Below are 20,976 nucleotides of genomic sequence, written 5' to 3'. Positions count from 1 at the left end.
AATGTTGGACCACGGATGACAGACCCAGTTGCGAACCCCGACCGATCCGATGTGACGGTTCTCGGTGCCGCCGAGCGCGCCTCGCTGATTGCCGACGGCGGGAGTTCGTACAATATTGTCCACCAGATCGGGCGGGAAATCGTCAGCGGCGGTTTCCAGCCCGATATGCGTTTGCCCGACGAGCCTTCTATGCTGAAGCGCTATTCGGTATCTCGAACGGCCTTGCGTGAAGCCTATAGCAAGCTCGCCGCCAAGGGCATGATCCAGGCCCGCCCGAAAGTCGGCACCACAGTGCGGCCGTCCGCTTTCTGGAATATGCTCGACCCTGAGGTTCTGGCCTGGCATCTTCAGACCAAACCATCGCTGGAGATCGCGCGGGATCTGTTTGCGTTACGCCGCATGGTCGAGCCGGCAGTTGCTGCAACGGCTGCCGAAAAGCGAAGCGAAGCGGAGCTGCGCCGGATTGCCGAAGCTTATAAAGACATGCAAGCGACCGCTCTGGTGGAAACCGAACTGGTGGAGGCCGACCTCCGCTTTCACCTCGAAATTCTCTTCGCAACGCAAAACCATTTTATTGGCGCCTTCAGCGCGCTTATTCATGCAGCCATGCTCAGCACGTTCAAACTGAGCTGGCGCGGCGCGGAAAACGCCGTCATCAAGGACGAGCGCCTCAAGCAACATGGAGAAGTTCTAGCGGCGATCAGGAAGCAGGATGCGACCTTGGCTCGCCAGCAGATGGAGAAACTTCTCGACGATTCGATCAAGGACGTCGACGAAGCTCTCTCAAAACAAGGATGAGAGGTCGCCCGCCCAAGGGGTTACCTCTCGCAACATATGGCATATTGGCTGTCCGGAGCGGTTGGCCAGATCAAGTGAGGAACGACAATGAGTTTCAAGCCCGCCGAGTGGCCGCGGAAATTGAGATCGCAGGAATGGTATGGCGGCACGTCGCGTGACACCATCTACCACCGTGGCTGGTTGAAGAACCAGGGTTACCCGAACGATCTCTTCGACGGTCGCCCCGTCATTGGCATCATGAACACCTGGTCCGACCTGACCCCGTGTAACGGCCATTTGCGCGAACTGGCCGAGAAGGTAAAGGCCGGCATCTGGGAAGGCGGTGGTTTTCCGGTTGAAGTACCTGTGTTCTCCGCATCGGAAAACACCTTCCGCCCGACCGCGATGATGTATCGCAACCTGGCGGCCATGGCTGTTGAAGAAGCCATGCGCGGGCAGCCGATCGACGGCGCCGTTCTGCTGGTCGGTTGCGACAAGACCACCCCTTCCCTTCTCATGGGAGCAGCGTCGACAGATATTCCGTCCATCGTCGTCACCGGCGGTCCTATGCTGAACGGATATTTCCGTGGCGAACGTGTTGGTTCCGGCACCCATTTGTGGAAATTCTCCGAAGCCGTAAAGGCAGGCGAGATGTCTCAGGAAGAATTCCTCGAGGCAGAGCAGTCGATGTCGCGTAGTTCCGGCACTTGCAACACGATGGGCACGGCCTCCACCATGGCCTCCATGGCTGAAGCGCTCGGCATGGCATTGTCCGGCAACGCCGCTATTCCCGCCGTCGACAGCCGTCGTCGCGTGATCGCACAACTGTCCGGTCGCCGCATCGTGCAGATGGTCAAGGATGACCTCAAGCCGTCCGATATCATGACGAAACAGGCTTTCGAAAACGCCATCCGCACCAACGGTGCCATCGGCGGCTCGACCAATGCTGTTGTTCATCTCCTGGCAATCGCAGGCCGTCTCAAGATCGACCTCAGCCTTGACGACTGGGACCGTTGCGGTCGCGACGTTGCCACCATCGTCAACCTGATGCCATCGGGCAAATATCTGATGGAAGAATTCTTCTACGCAGGCGGTCTGCCAGTCGTCCTCAAGCGCCTTGGCGAAGCAGGTCAGCTACACAAAGACAGCATCACGGTTTCGGGCGACAGCATCTGGGAAGAAGTAAAGAACGTCACCAACCACAACGAAGACGTCATTCTGCCGCTTGAAAAGGCGTTGACGCAGCAGGGCGGCATTGCCGTGGTCAAGGGTAACCTTGCCCCCAACGGCGCGGTGCTGAAGCCATCGGCGGCCAGCCCTCATCTGTTGCAGCATCGTGGCCGCGCCGTCGTCTTCGAAGACATCGACGACTACAAGGCCAAGATCAACGACGACAATCTCGACATCGACGAGACCTGCATCATGGTCTTGAAGAACTGTGGTCCCAAGGGGTATCCGGGCATGGCCGAAGTCGGCAATATGGGCCTTCCGCCCAAGGTGCTGAAAAAGGGCATAACCGATATGGTGAGGATTTCCGATGCCCGCATGTCCGGCACGGCCTACGGCACCGTCGTTCTGCACACCTCGCCGGAAGCCGCTGTTGGCGGACCGCTGGCGGTAGTGCGCAATGGCGACATGATCGAGCTCGATGTCGCTGGACGCCGTTTGCATCTCGACATCTCCGAAGAAGAGCTGGCAGCCCGTCTTGCCGCCTGGAAGCCCAACCACGATCAGGCTCCCTCCGGTTATGAATGGCTGCATCAGCAATTCGTTGGCGGTGCCGATACCGGTGCCGACCTCGACTTCCTCAAAGGAGGCCGCGGTAGCGCCGTAGGCAAGGATTCGCACTGATGACGGAACGCAAGATCGCGCTGGTCGGCATTGGCAAGATTGCCGTCGACCAGCACATTCCTTCGATTGCCGCGTCCTCTGATTGGCAATTGGCTGCAACAGTATCGCGCAATGGCGATGTCGATGGGGTGGAAGCCTTCACCGACATCGACGCCATGCTGGCCGCCCGTCCCGAGGTCGATTGCGTCTCTTTATGCCTGCCGCCGGTGCCGCGTTACGAATATGCCGTCAAGGCATTGAAAGCCGGGCGCCATGTCATGCTGGAAAAGCCACCGGGCGCGACAATTGCGGAATGCAATGCACTGACAGACATCGCCCGTGCAGCCGGTCTTTCGCTGTTTGCCACCTGGCATTCGCGCGAAGCTGACCGGGTAGCGGCCGCAAAGGCGTGGCTCGCCAAACGAAAGATCAGCCGTGTTACGACCATCTGGAAAGAGGATGTGCGCAGATGGCACCCGGGACAGGAATGGATATTCGAGCCCGGCGGGCTTGGTGTCTTCGATCCCGGCATCAATGCGCTGTCGATCCTGACCGAGATCCTTCCCGGTCCGATGCATGTGTCAGAGGCTGTTCTGGAAGTTCCGGAAAACCGCCAGACCCCGATCGCAGCATCGCTTCGCTTCTTCTATGAAGGGGCTGAGAGCGTGACTGCGGAATTCGATTGGCGTCAGGAAGGCGAGCAAACCTGGACCATTGAGGTCGAGACCGCCGATGGCACGCTGAAGCTGCTGGACGGCGGCGCCCGTATGACAATTGATGGCAAGGAACAGGGCACCACAGAGGATGCGCCGTTAAGCGGCGAATATCCACGTCTCTACAAGCAGTTTGCCGATCTGGTGAATGCTGGTGGCATAGACATGGATCTGCGCCCGCTCTTCCATGTCTCAGATGCCTTTTCTCGCGGCGAGCGCAGGCTGGTCGCTGCTTTCGACTGGTGAATCCAGACACTGTCCTGGTCGTCTAAACGACCAGGAACCCCGTTCGCCGGATAATACCGGCATAGCATCACGATGATTACAGGAGATATCCTTATGAAAACGCCGCTGACAGGCATCCTTCCCGTTGCCCCGACGCCATTCCTTGATGACGGTCGCGTCGACGAAGACGGCATGCGCCGCGTCCTCGATTGCATGATCGACCAGGGCGTGGATGCCATCTGCATCCTCGCCAACTATTCCGAACAGTTCGTGTTGTCCGACGAAGAGCGCGCAACGATGATGCGCGTCAGCTTGGAGCATGTCGCCGGCCGAGTTCCGGTCATTGTCACCATCAGTCACTTCGCCACGAACATTGTCGTTGAGCGCGCAAAGGCTGCCCAAAGCCTCGGCGCCTCCATGGTCATGATGATGCCACCCTATCATGGCGTTGGCATTGCACCGGCAGAAGCAGGCGTCTTCGAACATTTTCAGATGGTCAGCAATGCCATCTCCATCCCGATCATGGTACAGGATGCGCCTCTCTCCGGCGTTCAGCTCCCGGTACCACTCCTTACCCGCATGGCCAAGGAAATCGAGAACGTCAGCTACTTCAAGCTGGAAATGCCATTCGCCGCCGACAAGCTGGCGGCTCTCATCGAAGCCGGCGGCCCCGATATCATCGGCCCGTTCGACGGCGAGGAAGCGGTCACCCTTCTTGCCGATCTCGACGCCGGCGCGACCGGCACCATGACCTCCGGCCTGCAATGCGAAAAGATCCGCCCAATCGTCACGAAATACCGCTCAGGCGATGTGGCTGGTGCTCTCGAACAGTGGAAGCTCTGCCTGCCGCTGATCAACCACGAAAACCGTCAGTGCGGCCTACGGGCCTGCAAGACGGTGTTCAAGGAAGGTGGCGTCATCAAGAGCGATTATGTTCGCCATCCGCTGAAGCCAATGTCCGAGCGTACCAAGACACGCCTGCTGGACCTGTCGCGCGAACTCGATCTCATCGCGTTGAAGTGGGGCAAGTAAGACCCGACGCGACGTTATAGCCCGGGTTCACTCACCTCCCCGGCCAGACGCTGAAACACCAGGTCGCGAAGCTGAACAGCGAGCGGCCCCAGCGCCTGGTTCCGACGGGTGATCAAGTGATACGGATTGACGATGATCTGATCATCGACATCCAGAGAAACAAGACCGCAATCGATCTTGCCAGAGCGCAAAAGGTCGGCCACTTCACGAGTGATCGGCGCGATCGCATCCGTCGATGTCAGATAAGATATCATCACCAGGAGCGAGGTCGTGTTGACGATCTCTTGGGGCAGCGGGATCTGCCGTGCCATAAAGGCTTCGTCGACGGCCTGGCGCATTGGCGACTGACGAGGTTGGATAAGCCACTCATGCGCCGTCAGCGCTGCGAGCGGCACCTTCTGCTGGCTGGCGAGCGGATGGTCTTTGCGAACCAGAAACTCCAAAATCTCAACCCGGCCCCTCCGAACCGTGAAAAGGCGTGCGTCAATACCCGAGGGTATGCGTGACAACACGAAGTCATATTGGCCGCGCAGCAAACCGTCGATCAACACGTCACTCGGCGCCACATCGATATGAATATCGGACAGGGCTGCGGTCTTTTTAAGTTGCTGGATTGCCGGCACCACAAATGCGACCGCACCGCCGGTAACCGCGCCGACGCGAGCAGTGCCCGCGCGTCCAAGTTCCACCGCATGCGCCTCACGCAGAGATTCTTCTAGTGTATTCAGAAGGTTATCCGCTCCGCGGGAGAGTACCTCACCCATCGCGGTGGCGATCATGCCTTTCGGATGGCGCACAAAAAGTGGGGAACCCACCGTGCGTTCAATCGAAGCCAAAAGCCGCGATGCGGCCGGTTGGGTCATGGCCAACTGTTCCGCCGCCATTGCCAACTGCCCACTGTCATGGATCGCCTGGATGAGGCGTAAATCACGAATTTGTAGTCTACTAGATAGATTTTGCATATAAGAGCTTACCAATTTTGGTATGCATATTGTCAATCAAAACAATTGAAATGCAAGTCCAACCCTATTTAACGTTGCGGCAGGATCATTAACGGATCCACAGTTGTTAGCACCTGGGTTGTCCGGAGGGAGACCGGCAGGTGCAATTTGCTAACTCGGGAGGAGTTACTCAATGAGGAATTTGATTTCCGTACTGGCCTCGCTTGCGCTCGGCGCGGGGCTTCTGTCTGCGCCGGCCTACGCGCAGGACAAGGGATCCGTCGGCATTGCAATGCCGACCAAATCATCGGCTCGCTGGATTTCAGACGGCAATTCGATGGTCGAACAGTTCAAGGCTGCCGGCTATACGACCGACCTTCAGTATGCCGAAGACGATATCCCTAACCAGCTCGCCCAGATCGAAAACATGATCACCAAGGGTGCAGACGTTCTGGTTATCGCCGCAATCGACGGCACGACACTGTCCAACGCTCTGGAAAATGCTGCCGCCGCCGGCATCAAGGTCATTGCCTATGACCGCCTGATCCGCGACAGCGGCAACGTTGACTACTACGCCACATTCGACAACTTCAAGGTTGGCGTACAGCAGGCATCCTCGCTGGTCTCTGGTCTGAAAGAACGTTTCCCCGACCAGAAGCCATGGAATGTTGAACTCTTCGGCGGTTCGCCGGACGACAACAATGCCTTCTTCTTCTACAACGGCGCCATGAGCGTTCTCCAGCCGATGATCGACTCCGGCGACATCGTCATCCAGTCCGGTCAGGTTGGCATGGACAAGGTCGGTACGCTTCGCTGGGACGGCGCAGTCGCCCAGGCCCGCATGGATAACCTGCTTTCGGCCAACTATACCAACAAGCAGGTCCACGGCGTGCTGTCTCCTTATGACGGCCTGTCCATCGGCATCCTGTCTTCGCTCAAGGGCGTAGGTTATGGTTCCGGCGACATGAAAATGCCGATCGTCACCGGTCAGGACGCAGAAGTACCTTCGGTCAAGTCGATCCTGGCTGGCGAACAGTATTCCACGGTCTTCAAGGACACGCGCGAACTTGCTCGCGTCACCGTCGGCATGGTCAATGCTCTGCTGGAAGGCACCGAGCCTGAGATCAACGACACCAAGACCTACGACAACGGCGTCAAGGTTGTCCCATCCTACCTGCTCGAGCCGGTTTCGGTCGACAAGAGCAACTGGGAAAAGATCCTGATCGACAGCGGTTACTACACCAAGGATCAGGTCCAATAAGTCTGGACATCTGACACAAGCCTCTCGCCGGCACGCCCGGCGAGAGCGCCATGCCCGGTCACGACCCGGCCACGCCATTTTCACAAAACAGAATATGTCAGAGCAACAAGATGGCCACTCTTCTCGAAATGCGGCAGATCACCAAGGAATTTCCGGGTGTCAAAGCCCTGAATCAGGTGAACCTCAAAGTCGAAGAAGGCGAAATCCATGCGATTTGCGGCGAAAACGGCGCAGGCAAATCGACATTGATGAAGGTCCTGTCCGGCGTTTATCCCGCCGGAAGTTATGACGGCGAGATCTTCTACGACGGCGCACTAGCGCAGTTCCGCAACATTCGCGACAGCGAAGATCGCGGCATCATCATCATTCACCAGGAACTGGCCCTTGTGCCGCAGCTTTCCATCGCCGAAAACATATTTCTCGGCAATGAACGGGCCGGCAAGGGTGTAATTGACTGGCACGAGACCAACCAGCGCGCGGAAGACCTGCTGGCCAAGGTTGGTCTGAGAGAGCCACCGACCACCGTCGTCGAAAAGATCGGCGTCGGCAAACAGCAGCTCGTGGAAATTGCCAAGGCGCTTTCCAAAGACGTGAAGCTTCTCATCCTGGATGAGCCGACAGCCTCGCTGCAGGAAAACGACAGCCGCAAACTGCTGGACCTGATGCTCGAGCTCAAGGCGCAGGGCGTTACCTCCATCATCATTTCCCACAAGCTCAATGAAGTGCGCTACGTGGCCGATACCGTGACCATCATTCGTGACGGTTCGAGTGTCTCCACACTGGATGCGAAGGCAGGGCTCAGCGAAGACAAGATTGTCCACGACATGGTCGGTCGCGACATGACCAACCGTTTTCCCGAGCACAACCGAGTGCCGGCCGAAGTGCTTCTCGAAGTCAACAACTGGAATGCCTGGCATCCGGAGCACAGCGACCGGCAAGTCATCAAGAATGCCTCCTTCAATGTCCGCGCCGGCGAAGTCGTGGGCATCGCAGGCTTGATGGGTTCCGGCCGCACCGAGCTGGCCATGTCGATTTTCGGCAAGTCCTACGGCCGCAACATCTCCGGCGAAGTGAAGCTCAAGGGACAACCGATCGATGTCTCCACTGTCGACCGCGCCATCAAGGCCGGTATTTCCTACGTCACGGAGGATCGCAAGTCTCTGGGCCTCGTGCTGGACGAAGACATTCGCTTCAACACCACGCTCGCCAATCTGGAAGACGTATCGTCCAACGGCGTGCTGAACCGCAACGAGGAAACCCGGATCGCCGAACAGTATCGCGAGGCACTGGCCACCCGCACGCCGTCGGTCTTCCAGAAGGTCGTCAATCTGTCCGGCGGCAATCAGCAGAAGGTTGTGCTGGCAAAGTGGCTTTTCACATCGCCGGAGGTACTGATCCTTGACGAACCGACGCGCGGCATCGATGTCGGCGCGAAATATGAAATCTACACCATCATCAATGATCTGGCCGCGCAGGGCAAAGGCGTGGTCGTGATCTCATCGGAGATGCCCGAACTGCTGGGCATGTGCGATCGAATTTACGTCATGAGCGAGGGTGCGCTAGTTGGAGAACTGACAGCCAAAGAGGCCAGTCAGGAGCGCATCATGTCTCTCATCGTCAACGAATAAGGAATAGCGGCGATGGAACTCGGTACGAGTAAGAACTCAGCAGCAGAAACACCGCGCGAAGGGATTGGTGCCTATCTCGCCTCTCACTTGCGTGAATACGGGCTTCTGCTGGCACTGATTGTCATTATGGTGTTCTTCCAGATAGTCACAGATGGCACGCTGTTGCGTGCCGTCAACGTGACCAATCTGCTGCTGCAGAACAGCTACATCATCATCATGGCGCTCGGCATGTTGATCGTCATCGTGTCGGGCAATATCGACCTTTCGGTCGGTTCTGTGATGGGTTTTGTCGGCGCGCTCGCAGCGGTCATGATCGTCAATTACCATTTGCCGGTCCTGCTCACCATCGTGGTCTGCCTTGTCGTCGGCGGTGTTATTGGTGCCGCCCAGGGCTATTGGGTGGCCTATTGGCGCATCCCCTCTTTCATCGTCACGCTTGCCGGCATGCTTGTCTTCCGCGGTTTGTCGCTATGGCTGCTGGCGGGCCAGTCCGTCGGCCCCTTCCCAAGCGAATTCCAGCTTCTGGCGAACGGCTTCGTTCCCGACATCTTTCCTGCTGGCATTGGCGCGGCACTGGCCGAGGTGTTCGACGCCCGCAAGGTCAATGTGCTGGCGCTCGCAGCCGGTGTCGTCACCGCCGCCACCATTTTGTGGATGGGCATGCGCCAGCGTTCCCGCAACAAGGCATATGGCATCGAGGATGAACCCGGCGTTTTCTTCGTCGCCCGCAACCTGATCGTCGCAGCGGCCCTGATCTTCATCACCTATAAGCTGTCGACATTCCGCGGTTTGCCGAACGTTCTGATCACCATGGGCGTGCTGACGGTCATTTATGCCTTCATCACCTCCAGCACCGTGATCGGTCGCCGCGTCTACGCGCTTGGCGGCAACGAAAAGGCAGCCAAGCTGTCCGGCATCAAGACCGAACGGCTGACATTCCTTGCCTTCGCCAATATGGGCGTGCTGGCCGCAGCGGCAGGCCTGGTCTTCGCAGCGCGCTTGAACACGGCAACACCGAAAGCGGGCTTTGCGCTCGAACTCGACGTAATCGCGGCCGTCTTCATCGGCGGCGCTTCGATGTCCGGTGGCGTCGGCACAATCATCGGCGCCGTCGTCGGTGCATTCCTCATGGGCGTGCTGAACAACGGCATGTCGATCATGGGCATCGGTATCGACTACCAGCAGATGATCAAGGGCCTGGTTCTGCTCGCAGCCGTCATCTTCGACGTCTACAACAAGAACAAGCAAAGATAACGCGCCTATCCCATACGAAGGAGCGAACAAAAGACGGCTCCCGTTGACGCGCAGCATACATACTAATAAGCAGGCTGCGCTAAGACGGGAATGCCGGAGACGAAGCACGAAGTGTTTGCAGTCTGGGCGCCAACTCAGCCTGCGGGAGGAGAGACATCGTGACCATCATCACCGCCAATACACACAAGCTGCCGGCCCCGCCCTGCCACCTTGGCGAAGGGCCGTCCTATGACGTCTCGACAGACACGGCTTTCTGGTTCGACATTACCGGCAAGACGCTGTGGGAGCACCGTTTCGAAACCGGAGAGATAATTTCCCACGATCTGCCGGTCATGGCGTCTGTCCTTGCGCGCGTCGATGACGACCGTCAGTTGATGGCTGCAGAAGACGGCATCTATCTTCGTATGCGGTCAACCGGCGCCCTGTCGTTGCTGACGCCCATGGAAGCAGACAATCCTGGCAATCGCTCCAATGACGGGCGCGTCCACCCGTCCGGCAAGTTGTGGATCGGGACCATGGGAAAGAATGCCGAATGGCAGGCTGGCACCATCTATATCTTCGATGGGCAGGATCTGAAGCCGATCGTGCGCAAGGTCACCATTCCCAATTCCATCTGCTTCTCCCCCGATGGCCGAACAGGCTACTATTCAGACACCGCGATCAACACCGTCTGGCGCATTCCGCTCGATCCGCAGACCGGCATGCCGATCGGAGAGCCGGAGATATTCCTGCAGGAACCCAGCCTGCCGCTCGGTGGGCATTACGATGGCTCGGTCGTCGACGCAAATGGAGTGCTTTGGAATGCTGCCTGGGGTGGTGGCTCGGTATCCGGATTTGCACCGGACGGAAGTCTTGTCGGCACTTACGAATTGCAGGCAGCCCAGACAAGCTGCCCCTGCTTCGTCGGCAAGAAACTGGACAAGATGCTGGTGACGAGCGCATGGCAGGGCTACAGCGATGCGCAACGCGCAGCAGATCCAGGTGCCGGCTTCACTTATATGATCGACGGCGGCTTCAAGGGACTTGCCGATTCCAGCTTCAAGCTTTTGCAGGAAGCCCGAGCCTAATTGCGAAGGCACATTCTGTAAGCGCCAAAGGCCGCGATCAAGACGCGGCCTTGATCTCTTTTGGCAATTTCCAGATGCGCATGGCGTTGCCGGAGAGCACGCAAGCCTTGTCCTCAAGACTGACACCAGAGAGAAGCGCGTGGGTGGCGCCGATCCATGTGGAAAGCCCGCCGCCGAGTGTGCACACCGGCCAGTCGCTGCCCCAGACCATGCGGTCAAAGCCGAAGCTTTCTGTGACGTGGGAGAAGTAAGGTTTGAGATCTTCCAGCGTCCAGTCATCCGCGCCATAGGCTGCAATGCCCGAGAGCTTTACCGTCACGTTCTTACGCTGTGCAATTTCCGCGACGGGTTTCTTCCAGACATCGAAAGCGCCACTCTTTATATCCGGTACGCCGCAATGATCGAGGATGAAGGACACATCCGGCGCCAGATCGATAAGAGCAATTGCCTTGTCCAGCTGATGTGGTTTGACGCAAAGGTCGAAGGTTAGTCCGGTACCGGCGAGACGTTTGATGTTCTCACGAAAAAGCGCGCCTTCCGACAGGTCGTCGGGCATCACATGCAGAACGCGGCGGAACCCTTTGATGAAAGGGTTGGCCTGCTGTCGAAGCAGGTAGTCGGCAAATCCATCCTCTTCAGGACGACACGCAGCAATGGCACCGCGCAACAGGCCTCCATCTTCACCGGCAATCCCGCCGATCACCACAGTCTCGGCCTCGATCTGTTCGGGTGCGACATCCACCTCCATGTGCAGCGCTGCGGCGACACCCAGCCGCCGCGCCTCCCGATGATAGATGTCATAGGTGAAATCCGCATCAAGCGGCTGCACATCCGCGAGCCAGGGGTAGGACAGACGGTCGCGGTAGATGAGGTGAAGATGGGTATCGATAATCATGCGGCTTCCTCCAAGCGCGGCGAAACTGCCACAGAAAAATCAGCTATTCAAATACGAACTGACGTCGTCTTCGTCATACATTCGTACCGAAATTCGATCCGGTCATTTCTGACAGCTTGCGTGTGGTCTGGGTAACCAGCTGGATCGCTGTGGTGATGTCCGGTGCGCCAGGTGAATTGATCAAGGTGATATAGGGCACGGTCACAGCGGCAACCGCCTTGCCATCGGCTCCCAGAACAGGCGCAGACAGATTGATCACACCCGCCGTCTGCGCACTCGGCATCATCTCGTATCCGCGTTCGCGGATCTGATCGAGACGGGCAATAAATTCGGGCGTGATATGGTGCTGATCGCCGCTGTCTCCCAGGTTTTCGGCAATCATCATCTCCCGCTCTTCCCTGGAACGGAATGCAAGCAGAACATGTCCCGACCCGGTATCGAAAAGGCTGATGCGCGAGCCGACGCGGATGGAAATGCCCCAGTATCCGGGCGCCTCCTGCTGGGCAATGACAACCGGATAACCGCGATCAAAGACACAAAGCTGATTGGCCTGGCGAGAGGCTTCAGCCAGATCCCGCATCAACGGCACAGCAAAGGACACCAGTCTGCGCACCGGCGCATGGAGTTGTGCAAGGCCGAAGAGCTTTAGCGTCAAAGTAAAACGGTCGCCATCGATACGGGTGACATAGCCGCGTCGGACAAGCCGGTCGAGCATGCGGTAAAATTCATTCGGACTGCGATCAAGCCGCTTGGCGATCTCCGCCTGCGTCAGCCCGCCGTCGACAGCCGCCAGAAGCTCCAGAATATCCAGCCCCTTGTCCAGTGCTGGGGCGCGGTAGCGGTCGTTGTCATCATCCGTCAAGGGAGATGTCCTTCAGTGAATAATCTGCTTCATATACGCAGAACTCGGGTCTCTCATCAACCTGAGCTTGACGACAAATGAATAAAGAGTTTGTATATGAATACTCGCCTCCTTCATGAGGCCAGTGCATAGTGATTTGGGAGGAAATCATGAACCGCTTGATGACCGGCGTCACAGCCGGCCTATTGTCGTGAGCTCGCTCAGCCAGCAGCACCCCCGCTGCAATGTCAGTGGATTTCATACCGACCCCATCGCGCTAATGCGCGAAGGCCCAGGGCATCTCGTTGTCTGTGAGAATGCAGACGTGACGTCATTCGGGAGGTGAGATGGCCAAGATCGAGCGCATTGAAATCCGCATGGTAGACCTGAAACCGAAGGTCGTCCGCACCGACGCGATCCAGAGTTTCGTCAGCCAGGAAACGCCGCTTGTGACAATCACCGACAGCGACGGCGCAACCGGCACCGGCTACAGCTACACCATCGGCACCGGTGGTTCATCGGTGATGCGGCTTCTCGCCGATCACCTCTTGCCGCGCCTGATCGGCAAGGATGCAGAGCAGATAGAGGCCATCTGGCACGAGCTTGAATTTGCCACCCATGCAACCACCATTGGCGCCATCACCTCCATTGCGCTGGCGGCCATCGATAACGCACTGTGGGACCTGCGCGCCCGCAAGCAAGATATCCCGCTGTGGAAACTGGCCGGTGGTGCCAGGGATCGCTGCGCGCTCTACACCACCGAGGGCGGCTGGCTTCATATCCCCACCGAAGCACTGGTCGAGGATGCGCTGGATGCAAAGGCCAAGGGCTTCAAAGGCTCCAAGGTCAAGATAGGCAAACCGCATGGCGCTGATGACGTTGCCCGTCTTTCGGCCGTGCGCAAGGCTGTCGGAGACGGCTACGAGATCATGACCGATGCCAATCAGGGCTTTACGATAGACGAGGCCATCCGACGTGCAGACCGCCTGCGCGACCTTGATCTGGCTTGGCTGGAGGAGCCGATTGCCGCCGATGATATCGACGGACACGTGCGTCTGAACCGTTCGACCTCGACACCGGTCGCCGTCGGCGAATCACTCTATTCCATCCGCCACTTCCGCGAATACATGCAGAAGGGTGCCTGTTCGATCGTGCAGGTGGATGCAGGTCGCATCGGCGGCATTACACCCTGGTTGAAGGTCGCGCATACAGCAGAGGCCTTCGATATGCCGATCTGCCCGCACTTCCTCATGGAGCTGCATGTCAGCCTTACCTGCGCCGTACCGAACGGCAAATATGTCGAATATATTCCGCAACTCGACGACATCACGACATCCAGGCTGGTGATCGAAAACGGAATGGCACTCGCCCCTTCCACACCCGGCCTCGGCATCGAGTGGGACTGGGATGCGATTGCAAAACGCTCGATCCCGGAATTCAACCGGGACATTCATTAAGGGAGAAAGTGATGCAGCGCATCGGGATGGTGATCGGCGTAAGGCCGGAAAAAATCGAAGAGTATAAGAGACTGCATGCGGATGTGTGGCCCGAGGTACTGGCGATGATCTCGGCCTGCAACATCAAGAACTATTCGATCTTCCTGAAAGAGCCGGAAAACCTGCTCTTCTCGTTCTTCGAATATCACGGCACCGACTACGACGCCGATATGGCAAAGATGGCTGCCGACCCGAAGACCCAGGAATGGTGGTCTGTCTGTATCCCCTGTCAGGAAGCACTATCGACGCGCCAGAATGGCGAGTGGTGGGCTCGGATGCCGGAGGTATTTTTCCATGAGTGACTCCATCCGACGTCTGGAAAGCCAGACGGTCCCATGCTCCCATGATCGAGATGCCAAATGACCTTTGACCCGACCACCCTCACCCAAGCCTGGTCGCTGCCCACGAGCCCGCGCCCAATCGTCACCTTCGGCGCTGGCTCGATCGTCAGCGATGCCCATTTTCCGGCGTACAGAAAAGGCGGATTTCCAATTGCTGGACTCTATGATCCGGATTTCGATAAGGCCAAAGCACTGGCAGACACGTGGGATGTGACTGCCTACAAAACAGTGGAAGAAGCCGTATCCGTCAAAGACGCTGTTTTTGACCTCGCAATTCCCCCCGCGGCCCATGCCAGAGTGTTATCTGCCCTACCCGACGGTGCACCTGTTCTGATCCAGAAGCCAATGGGAGCGGATATTGCTGCTGCCACCGAAATCCTGACGACCTGCCGCAACAAGAAGCTCAAGGCAGCCGTCAATTTCCAGCTTCGCTTCGCCCCGATGATGCTGGCGCTGAAGGACGCGATTGCCAAGGGCATGCTCGGAGAAGTCGTCGATTTCGACGTTTATCTGGCCCTCGACACCCCCTGGTCGCTCTGGGCATTTCTCGAAGGCTTGCCGCGTATCGAAATCGCCATGCATTCGATCCATTATCTCGACGTGATCCGCCAGGTGCTGGGAGATCCGGCGGGTGTGCATGCGAAATCGATTGGTCATCCCAACCACGAGGTGGCGCAGACGCGCACGACAGCGATCCTGGATTATGGTGATCGCGTACGCTGCGCAGTGTCGATCAATCACGACCACAAGTTTGGCCGGCGCCATCAAGCCTGCGAATTCCGCGTGTCCGGCACGCAAGGTGCAGCCTATGTGCAACTCGGCGTCAACCTGGACTATCCCCGCGGCGAGCCGGACATTCTCGAGATTTACCCCAAAGGCGGATCCGAGTGGGTCACCGTGCCGCTTAATGGCACATGGTTCCCGGATGCCTTTGTCGGTCGCATGGCAAACCTGCAGCGCTTTGCCAACGGAGAAGACAGCGAGCTTGTCTCTTCTGCCGAGGACGCCTGGATGACCATGGCGCTGGTCGAAGCGCTTTACGAATCGAGCGCTGCACCGGCCACCCCCCTTGCGGCACGGCCGTCATGAAGACGGTCGCAGAGAGTATTATTCGCGGAAAACAGGTCACAAATTGGCGGAAATGCGCTTGTGCGGATGGCCGATCACATTCAAATTATCGTCCGTCATCCCTAGTGGTCTGACAACATGACAACCCAGGAGGAAATACCATTATGGCTTCTCTCGTGAAGAAGAAAGTCGTGGTGACTGCCGCCGGTCAGGGCATTGGCAAGGCGAGCGCCTTGGCATTTGCCGCAGCCGGCGCAACCGTGCTGGCAACCGATATCAACGAGGCAGCGCTGGAAAGTCTTGCCGAGGGCGCCGGTTCAGCATCGATCCAAACCGCGAAGCTCAATGTCCTGGACGGCGACGAAGTCCAGAGCGTCATACAGGCCTTCGGCGACGTCGACGTGCTGTTCAATTGCGCGGGCGTCGTCCACGGCGGCACCGTGCTCGATATGGACGACAAGGATCTCGACTTCGCCTTTGAGCTCAATGTTCGCGCCATGATGCGCACCATTCGCGCGGTCCTGCCCGGCATGATCGCCCGTGGTGACGGATCGATCATCAACATGGCATCCGTGGCATCCAGCACCAAGGGCGTACCGAACCGTTGCGCCTATACCGTCACCAAGGCTGCCGTCATCGGCCTCACCAAATCCGTTGCCGCCGACTATGTGACACAGGGCATCCGATGCAACGCAATCTGCCCCGGCACGGTAGAAAGCCCGTCGCTGCAGGAACGCATGCGCGCCCAGGGTGACTATGACACCGCCCGCGCAGCCTTCATTGCACGCCAGCCCATGGGCCGTCTTGGCACACCGGAAGAGATCGCAGATCTCGCGGTCTATCTCGCCGGCGCCACCTATACGTCCGGCCAAGCCTATGCCATCGACGGCGGCTGGACCATCTGACACTTCGAAAGGAATACTCTTATGAAACTCATGCGCGTAGGCCCGCTCGGCCAGGAAAAGCCTGCACTCCTCGATGCCGACGGCAAGATCCGCGATCTTTCCGCTCACGTTGACGATATTGGCGGCACCGCGATTTCGCCGGAAGGTCTGGCAAAGATTGCAGCACTCGATCCCAAGTCGCTGCCAGAACTGACCGAAGACCGCATCGGCGCCTGCGTCGCCGGCACTGGTAAGTTCATCTGCATCGGCCTCAACTATTCCGACCACGCTGCCGAAACGGGCGCGACCGTTCCGCCAGAACCGGTGATCTTCATGAAGGCCACCTCCGCCATTTGCGGACCGAATGATGACGTGCTGATCCCGCGCGGCTCGGAAAAGACCGACTGGGAAGTCGAGCTTGGCGTCGTGATCGGCAAGACAGCCAAATATGTATCTGAAGCTGACGCTCTGGATTATGTCGCCGGTTACTGCGTCTCGCATGACGTCTCGGAGCGCGGCTTCCAGACCGAGCGCGCCGGACAGTGGACCAAGGGCAAGTCCTGCGACACGTTCGGCCCCATCGGCCCATGGCTGGTGACCAAGGACGAGATTGCCGATCCGCTGAACCTGGGCATGTGGCTGACGGTCAATGGCGAAAAGATGCAGGACGGATCGTCGAAGACCATGGTCTATGGCATTGCCCATGTCGTCTCCTATCTATCGCAGTTCATGTCCCTGCAGCCGGGCGACGTCATCTCCACCGGTACACCTCCAGGCGTCGGCATGGGCATGAAACCACAGCGCTACCTCAAGGCCGGCGACGTCGTCGAACTCGGTATCGAAGGCTTGGGCACCCAGAAGCAGACCTTCCGGGCCGACAGCTAACCCACGCGCCAGAGCGAGCAACATGACGAAGATCACAAGTCTGCAGGCACTAGACCTGCGCTTTCCGACCTCCCAGAGCCTTGATGGCTCCGATGCGATGAACCCGGATCCGGACTATTCGGCTGCCTATGTCATTCTGGGCTCCGACAAGGACGGTATCGAAGGCCACGGCCTGACATTCACCATCGGACGCGGCAACGAAATCTGCTGCGCGGCCATCCGGGCTTTGGAGCATCTCGTCGTGGGGCTCGATCTGGCATGGGTCAAGGAAAATCCGGGCCGCTTCTGGCGCCACATCACCGGTGACAGCCAGTTGCGCTGGATCGGCCCGGACAAGGGTGCCATGCACCTGGCAATAGGTGCCGTCGTCAACGCCGTCTGGGACATGCTGGCCAAGGAAGCCGGTAAACCGGTCTGGCGTCTCGTCGCCGACATGACCCCGGAAGAAATCGTCTCCATTGTCGACTTCCGCTACCTGACCGATGCCCTGACCCCGGACGAGGCGCTGGCGATCCTGAAGAAAGCCGAGCCCGGCAAGGCGGAGCGCATAGCCATCCTCGAAAGGGAAGGCTATGCCTGCTACACGACCTCGGCTGGCTGGCTTGGCTATGACGACGAAAAGCTGCGCCGTCTTTGCCAGGAAGCGGTCGACCAGGGTTTTACCCACATCAAGATGAAAGTCGGCCGCGACCTCGAAGACGACAAACGCCGTCTGCGCATCGCCCGCGAAGTGATTGGCGACGACCGCTATATGATGATCGATGCCAATCAGGTCTGGGATGTCGGTGTGGCCATCGACTGGATCAGGGAGCTTTCGGTCTACAAACCCTTCTTCATCGAAGAGCCGACCAGCCCCGATGACATTGCCGGCCACAAGGCAATTCGCGACGCGGTCGCGCCGGTCAAGGTGGCAACCGGCGAGATGTGCCAGAACCGCATCGTCTTCAAGCAGATGATCGCAGGCGGCGCCATCGACATCGTGCAGATAGACAGCTGCCGCATGGGCGGGCTGAACGAGGTACTGGCCGTTCTGCTGATGGCCGCCAAATACGGCCTTCCCGTCTGGCCTCATGCCGGCGGCGTCGGCCTATGCGAATATGTGCAGCATTTGTCGATGATCGACTATGTCGCGGTGTCGGGCACCAAGGACGGTCGCGTGATCGAATTCGTCGACCACCTGCATGAACACTTCATCGATCCCTGTGTAATCCGGAATGCGGCCTATATGCCGCCGTCGCTCCCGGGCTTCTCGATCCAGATGAAGGAGGAGTCCATCAAGACATACGAGTTCAAAGGCCAAGCCTGACCACTAGCCATCAACCTTCCAACCGCTTTCCCCGCAGACTGGGCCCGCTTGATTGCGGGCTCTTTTTTGAATGCTTGGTTTACCAGCGACTACGGCTTGGCTATTCACTTATGCATCCGATGCGTTGGCGAATGCGAAATGGACGCTCCGAGCCCGACAAATATCAACGACCCGAAATCGTCATGAAAGAGCAGGAGAGTCCGACAAGTGGAATTTTTGAAGAAGCTTCCAGACAGTGGATCGACGATGAAGCCAAGTCGCCGACCGGAATACTGGTGAGACAGACTCCAATCGCCCGTTTCATCCTTGCCCTCAGCCTCGTCCTGATCGCCTTCAATCTGCGCCCGCTGTTTTCCAGCGCTTCGGCGCTGCTTCCCGAGATTATAACCGCTTTCGATCTGACGCCGTTCAGCGCAGGTATCCTGACCACACTGCCGGTCCTTTGCCTTGGCCTGTTCTCGCCGCTGGCACCCCGGTTCGCCCAGCGCTTTGGCACCGAGAGAACATTGCTCGGCGTCATGCTCTTGATCTGTCTTGGCACTGCCCTTCGCGGAATGAACTCGCTTTCGCTTCTTTATGTGGGAACGGCACTGGCAGGCGCCTGCATCGCCGTTGGCAATGTCTTGCTGCCTGGTCTGGTCAAACGCGACTTCCCCCATCATGCCGCGCTGATGACCGGTTTCTACACGATGGCGCTGTGCGCGGGTGCTGCGGCGGCAGCCGGCATTACGCTTCCGGTCGAACACGCCCTCGACGGGTCGCTGTCTGGCGCGCTGGCAATCTGGGGTCTTCCGGCGCTGATCGTCGCCGCCATCTGGCTGCCGCAGGTTTTGCGCGTGGGCGGTCAGGCGCGTCGTAACAATGTCCGGGTCGAAGGGCTTTGGCGCGATCGTACCGCCTGGCATGTGACCCTGTTCATGGGCCTTCAATCGGCTTTGGCCTATTGCGTATTTGGTTGGCTGGTCCCGATCTTGCGCGCACGCGGCATCGATGGCGTGACTGCCGGTGCTGTGGTGTCAATCTCGGTTATGGTGCAGGCAGGCGCCTGTCTTATTGCTCCGCACCTTGCTGTCCGCGGCAAGGATCAGCGCCTCATCAACACCACGCTATGCATCATTTCCGTGACAGCGCTCATCGGCATGCTGTTTGCGCCGCTATGGTCGATATGGCTCTGGGCCATCATGCAGGGCATAGGCCAGGGCGGCCTGATTGCGGTTGCCATGACCATGATCGTCTTGCGCTCGCGTGATTCCCATGTGGCGGCGCATCTGTCCGGCATGGTCCAATGCATTGGCTATATACTCGCAGCCATCGGCCCCTTGATTGTCGGGCTGATCCGCGACTGGACCGGCGGGTTTGAATGGTGCGTTTTACTCTTCCTGTTTCTCGGCTCGGGCGTGGCATTCAACGGCTGGTTTGCAGGCAAATCGGTCTTCGTCAATGCCAGGTCAATCGAGGCCGAAAGAAAGCATTAGCCACGAGATCCATTGAAAGCCGATCTTCCCGTTTGCAGTTCGAAGCAACTGCAACTACCGTCCCCGCCCGGGAGGTGGGCCAACGGCACCCATACTGAATTCGCCGGGACAGACGGATACCGACGCGACATGCATATTCGAGCACTTCTCTATTTTGACGAACTGGTCCGCACTCGCTCGATCCGCGCTGCCGCCGAACGGTTGAACATACAGCCAACGGCATTGTCGCGCCGTATAGATCAACTGGAACATCACTTCGGCACCCCATTGTTGGAGCGGTCCAGTCGCGGCGTACGCCTGACCGCCGCCGGAGAACTGCTGGCGGATCGAGCGGGCAAGACGCTGCGCGAACTCGATCATGTGCGCCAGCTGATCGACGATCTCGAAGGCATGAAGCGCGGCAATGTGAGCATCTATGCCAGCGGCGCAACCGTCGCCAATCTGCTGGCACCGGCCCTCGCCGAATTCAGCCTTAAATTCCCGGCCATCCGTTTTACAGTGACGATTGCAAGCGCCCGCGAAACCGTCGACGCCTTGGCAAGCGCATCCGCCGATATCGCAGTCACTCTCTTTTCCAAACAGTCTTCCGACACCAAGGTGAGGCTGCGCGCAGAAGTGGTTTATGACGTCATCGCGGCAACCCACCATCCGGCGGCGCGTTTCAAGGAACTGACTGTCGCCGAACTGTCGTCCTTCCCCCTTGCCGTACCCGATCAGTCCTTCGGCGCACGGCAAGCCTTCGATACTCTGTTCCGTTCCGCCGGACAAACTCTCGACCCGGTCTTCGTCACCTCCTCCCTGGAAATGCAGAAGGAACTGGTCCTGCGCGGCGCAGCCGTCACGCTTTTGCCGGCGCTGACTGTATTGCGCGAGTGCCGCTCCGGCCAATTGGCTGCTATCCCTCTGGCAGACGGCAAGTCGGTACGCTCGTATGTCGACCTGTGCGTGGCCGCGGATCGACAGCTATCTTTCGCGGCAGCAAAGCTGCTGGATGCAATCGACCGCTTCATGCGCGAGGAGCTGGGTCGATGAGTGCATGTATTTTCGCATCACAGAG

General features: G+C 58.5%; 19 protein-coding genes. 16 read left to right on the top strand and 3 right to left on the bottom strand.

The window, feature by feature from the left end; genetic code table 11:
* Positions 1-15: 15 nt before the first annotated feature.
* The 4 genes from ACQQ2Q_RS13700 (at position 16) to ACQQ2Q_RS13685 (ending at position 4,577) form a co-directional block, all read left to right on the top strand.
* Complete coding sequence (locus tag ACQQ2Q_RS13700) at positions 16-798, top strand: FadR/GntR family transcriptional regulator (RefSeq protein WP_428187658.1); 783 nt, start codon at positions 16-18, stop codon at positions 796-798.
* Positions 799-885: 87 nt separating this feature from the next.
* Positions 886-2,628, top strand: coding sequence for an L-arabinonate dehydratase (gene araD, locus ACQQ2Q_RS13695; protein ID WP_428187657.1), 1,743 nt, complete (start codon positions 886-888; stop codon positions 2,626-2,628).
* Complete coding sequence (locus ACQQ2Q_RS13690) at positions 2,628-3,566, top strand: Gfo/Idh/MocA family protein (protein ID WP_428187656.1); 939 nt, start codon at positions 2,628-2,630, stop codon at positions 3,564-3,566. Before araD ends, ACQQ2Q_RS13690 begins: the two co-directional genes overlap by 1 nt.
* 93 nt (positions 3,567-3,659) lie before the next feature.
* Positions 3,660-4,577, top strand: a complete 918-nt coding sequence (locus ACQQ2Q_RS13685) for a dihydrodipicolinate synthase family protein (protein ID WP_428187655.1) — start codon at positions 3,660-3,662, stop codon at positions 4,575-4,577.
* A gap of 14 nt (positions 4,578-4,591) precedes the next feature.
* Here ACQQ2Q_RS13685 and ACQQ2Q_RS13680 read toward each other — a convergent pair whose 3' ends face one another.
* On the bottom strand, positions 4,592-5,539 hold the full coding sequence (locus ACQQ2Q_RS13680) for a LysR family transcriptional regulator (RefSeq protein ID WP_428187654.1): 948 nt from the start codon (positions 5,537-5,539) through the stop codon (positions 4,592-4,594).
* A 172-nt stretch (positions 5,540-5,711) separates the two neighbouring features.
* Between ACQQ2Q_RS13680 and chvE the strand changes: the two genes are divergently transcribed.
* The 4 genes from chvE to ACQQ2Q_RS13660 all read left to right on the top strand — a co-directional run bounded on the left by chvE (position 5,712) and on the right by ACQQ2Q_RS13660 (position 10,728).
* Positions 5,712-6,779 (top strand): multiple monosaccharide ABC transporter substrate-binding protein, encoded by a 1,068-nt coding sequence (gene chvE, locus ACQQ2Q_RS13675; protein ID WP_428187653.1) that lies wholly within the window; start codon positions 5,712-5,714, stop codon positions 6,777-6,779.
* A 110-nt stretch (positions 6,780-6,889) separates the two neighbouring features.
* Complete coding sequence (mmsA, locus tag ACQQ2Q_RS13670; protein ID WP_428187652.1) at positions 6,890-8,407, top strand: multiple monosaccharide ABC transporter ATP-binding protein; 1,518 nt, start codon at positions 6,890-6,892, stop codon at positions 8,405-8,407.
* Positions 8,408-8,419: 12 nt separating this feature from the next.
* Entirely contained in the window at positions 8,420-9,661 is a 1,242-nt protein-coding gene (gene mmsB / locus ACQQ2Q_RS13665) for a multiple monosaccharide ABC transporter permease (RefSeq protein ID WP_428187651.1), read from the top strand.
* Between the two features lie 158 nt (positions 9,662-9,819).
* Positions 9,820-10,728, top strand: coding sequence for an SMP-30/gluconolactonase/LRE family protein (locus ACQQ2Q_RS13660; RefSeq protein WP_428187650.1), 909 nt, complete (start codon positions 9,820-9,822; stop codon positions 10,726-10,728).
* A 37-nt stretch (positions 10,729-10,765) separates the two neighbouring features.
* Here ACQQ2Q_RS13660 and ACQQ2Q_RS13655 read toward each other — a convergent pair whose 3' ends face one another.
* Both ACQQ2Q_RS13655 and ACQQ2Q_RS13650 read right to left on the bottom strand, forming a co-directional pair.
* On the bottom strand, positions 10,766-11,623 hold the full coding sequence (locus ACQQ2Q_RS13655; protein WP_428187649.1) for an amidohydrolase family protein: 858 nt from the start codon (positions 11,621-11,623) through the stop codon (positions 10,766-10,768).
* Between the two features lie 73 nt (positions 11,624-11,696).
* Positions 11,697-12,485, bottom strand: coding sequence for an IclR family transcriptional regulator (locus ACQQ2Q_RS13650; RefSeq protein WP_428187648.1), 789 nt, complete (start codon positions 12,483-12,485; stop codon positions 11,697-11,699).
* Positions 12,486-12,811: 326 nt separating this feature from the next.
* Here ACQQ2Q_RS13650 and ACQQ2Q_RS13645 point away from each other — a divergent pair, with 326 nt between their 5' ends.
* The 8 genes from ACQQ2Q_RS13645 to ACQQ2Q_RS13610 all read left to right on the top strand — a co-directional run bounded on the left by ACQQ2Q_RS13645 (position 12,812) and on the right by ACQQ2Q_RS13610 (position 20,951).
* Positions 12,812-13,921, top strand: a complete 1,110-nt coding sequence (locus ACQQ2Q_RS13645; RefSeq protein ID WP_428187647.1) for a mandelate racemase/muconate lactonizing enzyme family protein — start codon at positions 12,812-12,814, stop codon at positions 13,919-13,921.
* Between the two features lie 11 nt (positions 13,922-13,932).
* A complete protein-coding gene (locus ACQQ2Q_RS13640) occupies positions 13,933-14,262 on the top strand; it encodes an L-rhamnose mutarotase (protein ID WP_428187646.1) in 330 nt (109 codons plus the stop codon).
* Positions 14,263-14,319: 57 nt separating this feature from the next.
* Positions 14,320-15,390: a Gfo/Idh/MocA family protein gene (locus tag ACQQ2Q_RS13635; protein ID WP_428187645.1), complete on the top strand. Its 1,071-nt coding sequence runs from the start codon at positions 14,320-14,322 to the stop codon at positions 15,388-15,390.
* Between the two features lie 143 nt (positions 15,391-15,533).
* The gene (locus ACQQ2Q_RS13630) at positions 15,534-16,274 is read left to right on the top strand and encodes an SDR family oxidoreductase (protein WP_428187644.1); all 741 of its coding nucleotides are present in this window, start codon (positions 15,534-15,536) and stop codon (positions 16,272-16,274) included.
* Between the two features lie 21 nt (positions 16,275-16,295).
* Positions 16,296-17,138, top strand: a complete 843-nt coding sequence (locus ACQQ2Q_RS13625) for a fumarylacetoacetate hydrolase family protein (RefSeq protein ID WP_428187643.1) — start codon at positions 16,296-16,298, stop codon at positions 17,136-17,138.
* Positions 17,139-17,160: 22 nt separating this feature from the next.
* Positions 17,161-18,444: an L-fuconate dehydratase gene (locus ACQQ2Q_RS13620; RefSeq protein WP_428187642.1), complete on the top strand. Its 1,284-nt coding sequence runs from the start codon at positions 17,161-17,163 to the stop codon at positions 18,442-18,444.
* Between the two features lie 182 nt (positions 18,445-18,626).
* Positions 18,627-19,919 (top strand): CynX/NimT family MFS transporter, encoded by a 1,293-nt coding sequence (locus tag ACQQ2Q_RS13615; protein ID WP_428187641.1) that lies wholly within the window; start codon positions 18,627-18,629, stop codon positions 19,917-19,919.
* Between the two features lie 129 nt (positions 19,920-20,048).
* The gene (locus ACQQ2Q_RS13610) at positions 20,049-20,951 is read left to right on the top strand and encodes a LysR family transcriptional regulator (RefSeq protein ID WP_428187640.1); all 903 of its coding nucleotides are present in this window, start codon (positions 20,049-20,051) and stop codon (positions 20,949-20,951) included.
* Positions 20,952-20,976 lie beyond the last annotated feature (25 nt).

The organism is Agrobacterium sp. ES01, assembly GCF_050320885.1.
Classification (GTDB): Bacteria; Pseudomonadota; Alphaproteobacteria; order Rhizobiales; family Rhizobiaceae; genus Allorhizobium.
Note: the sequence above shows the minus strand (reverse complement) of the source record. Positions and strands in the feature narration are given on the sequence as shown.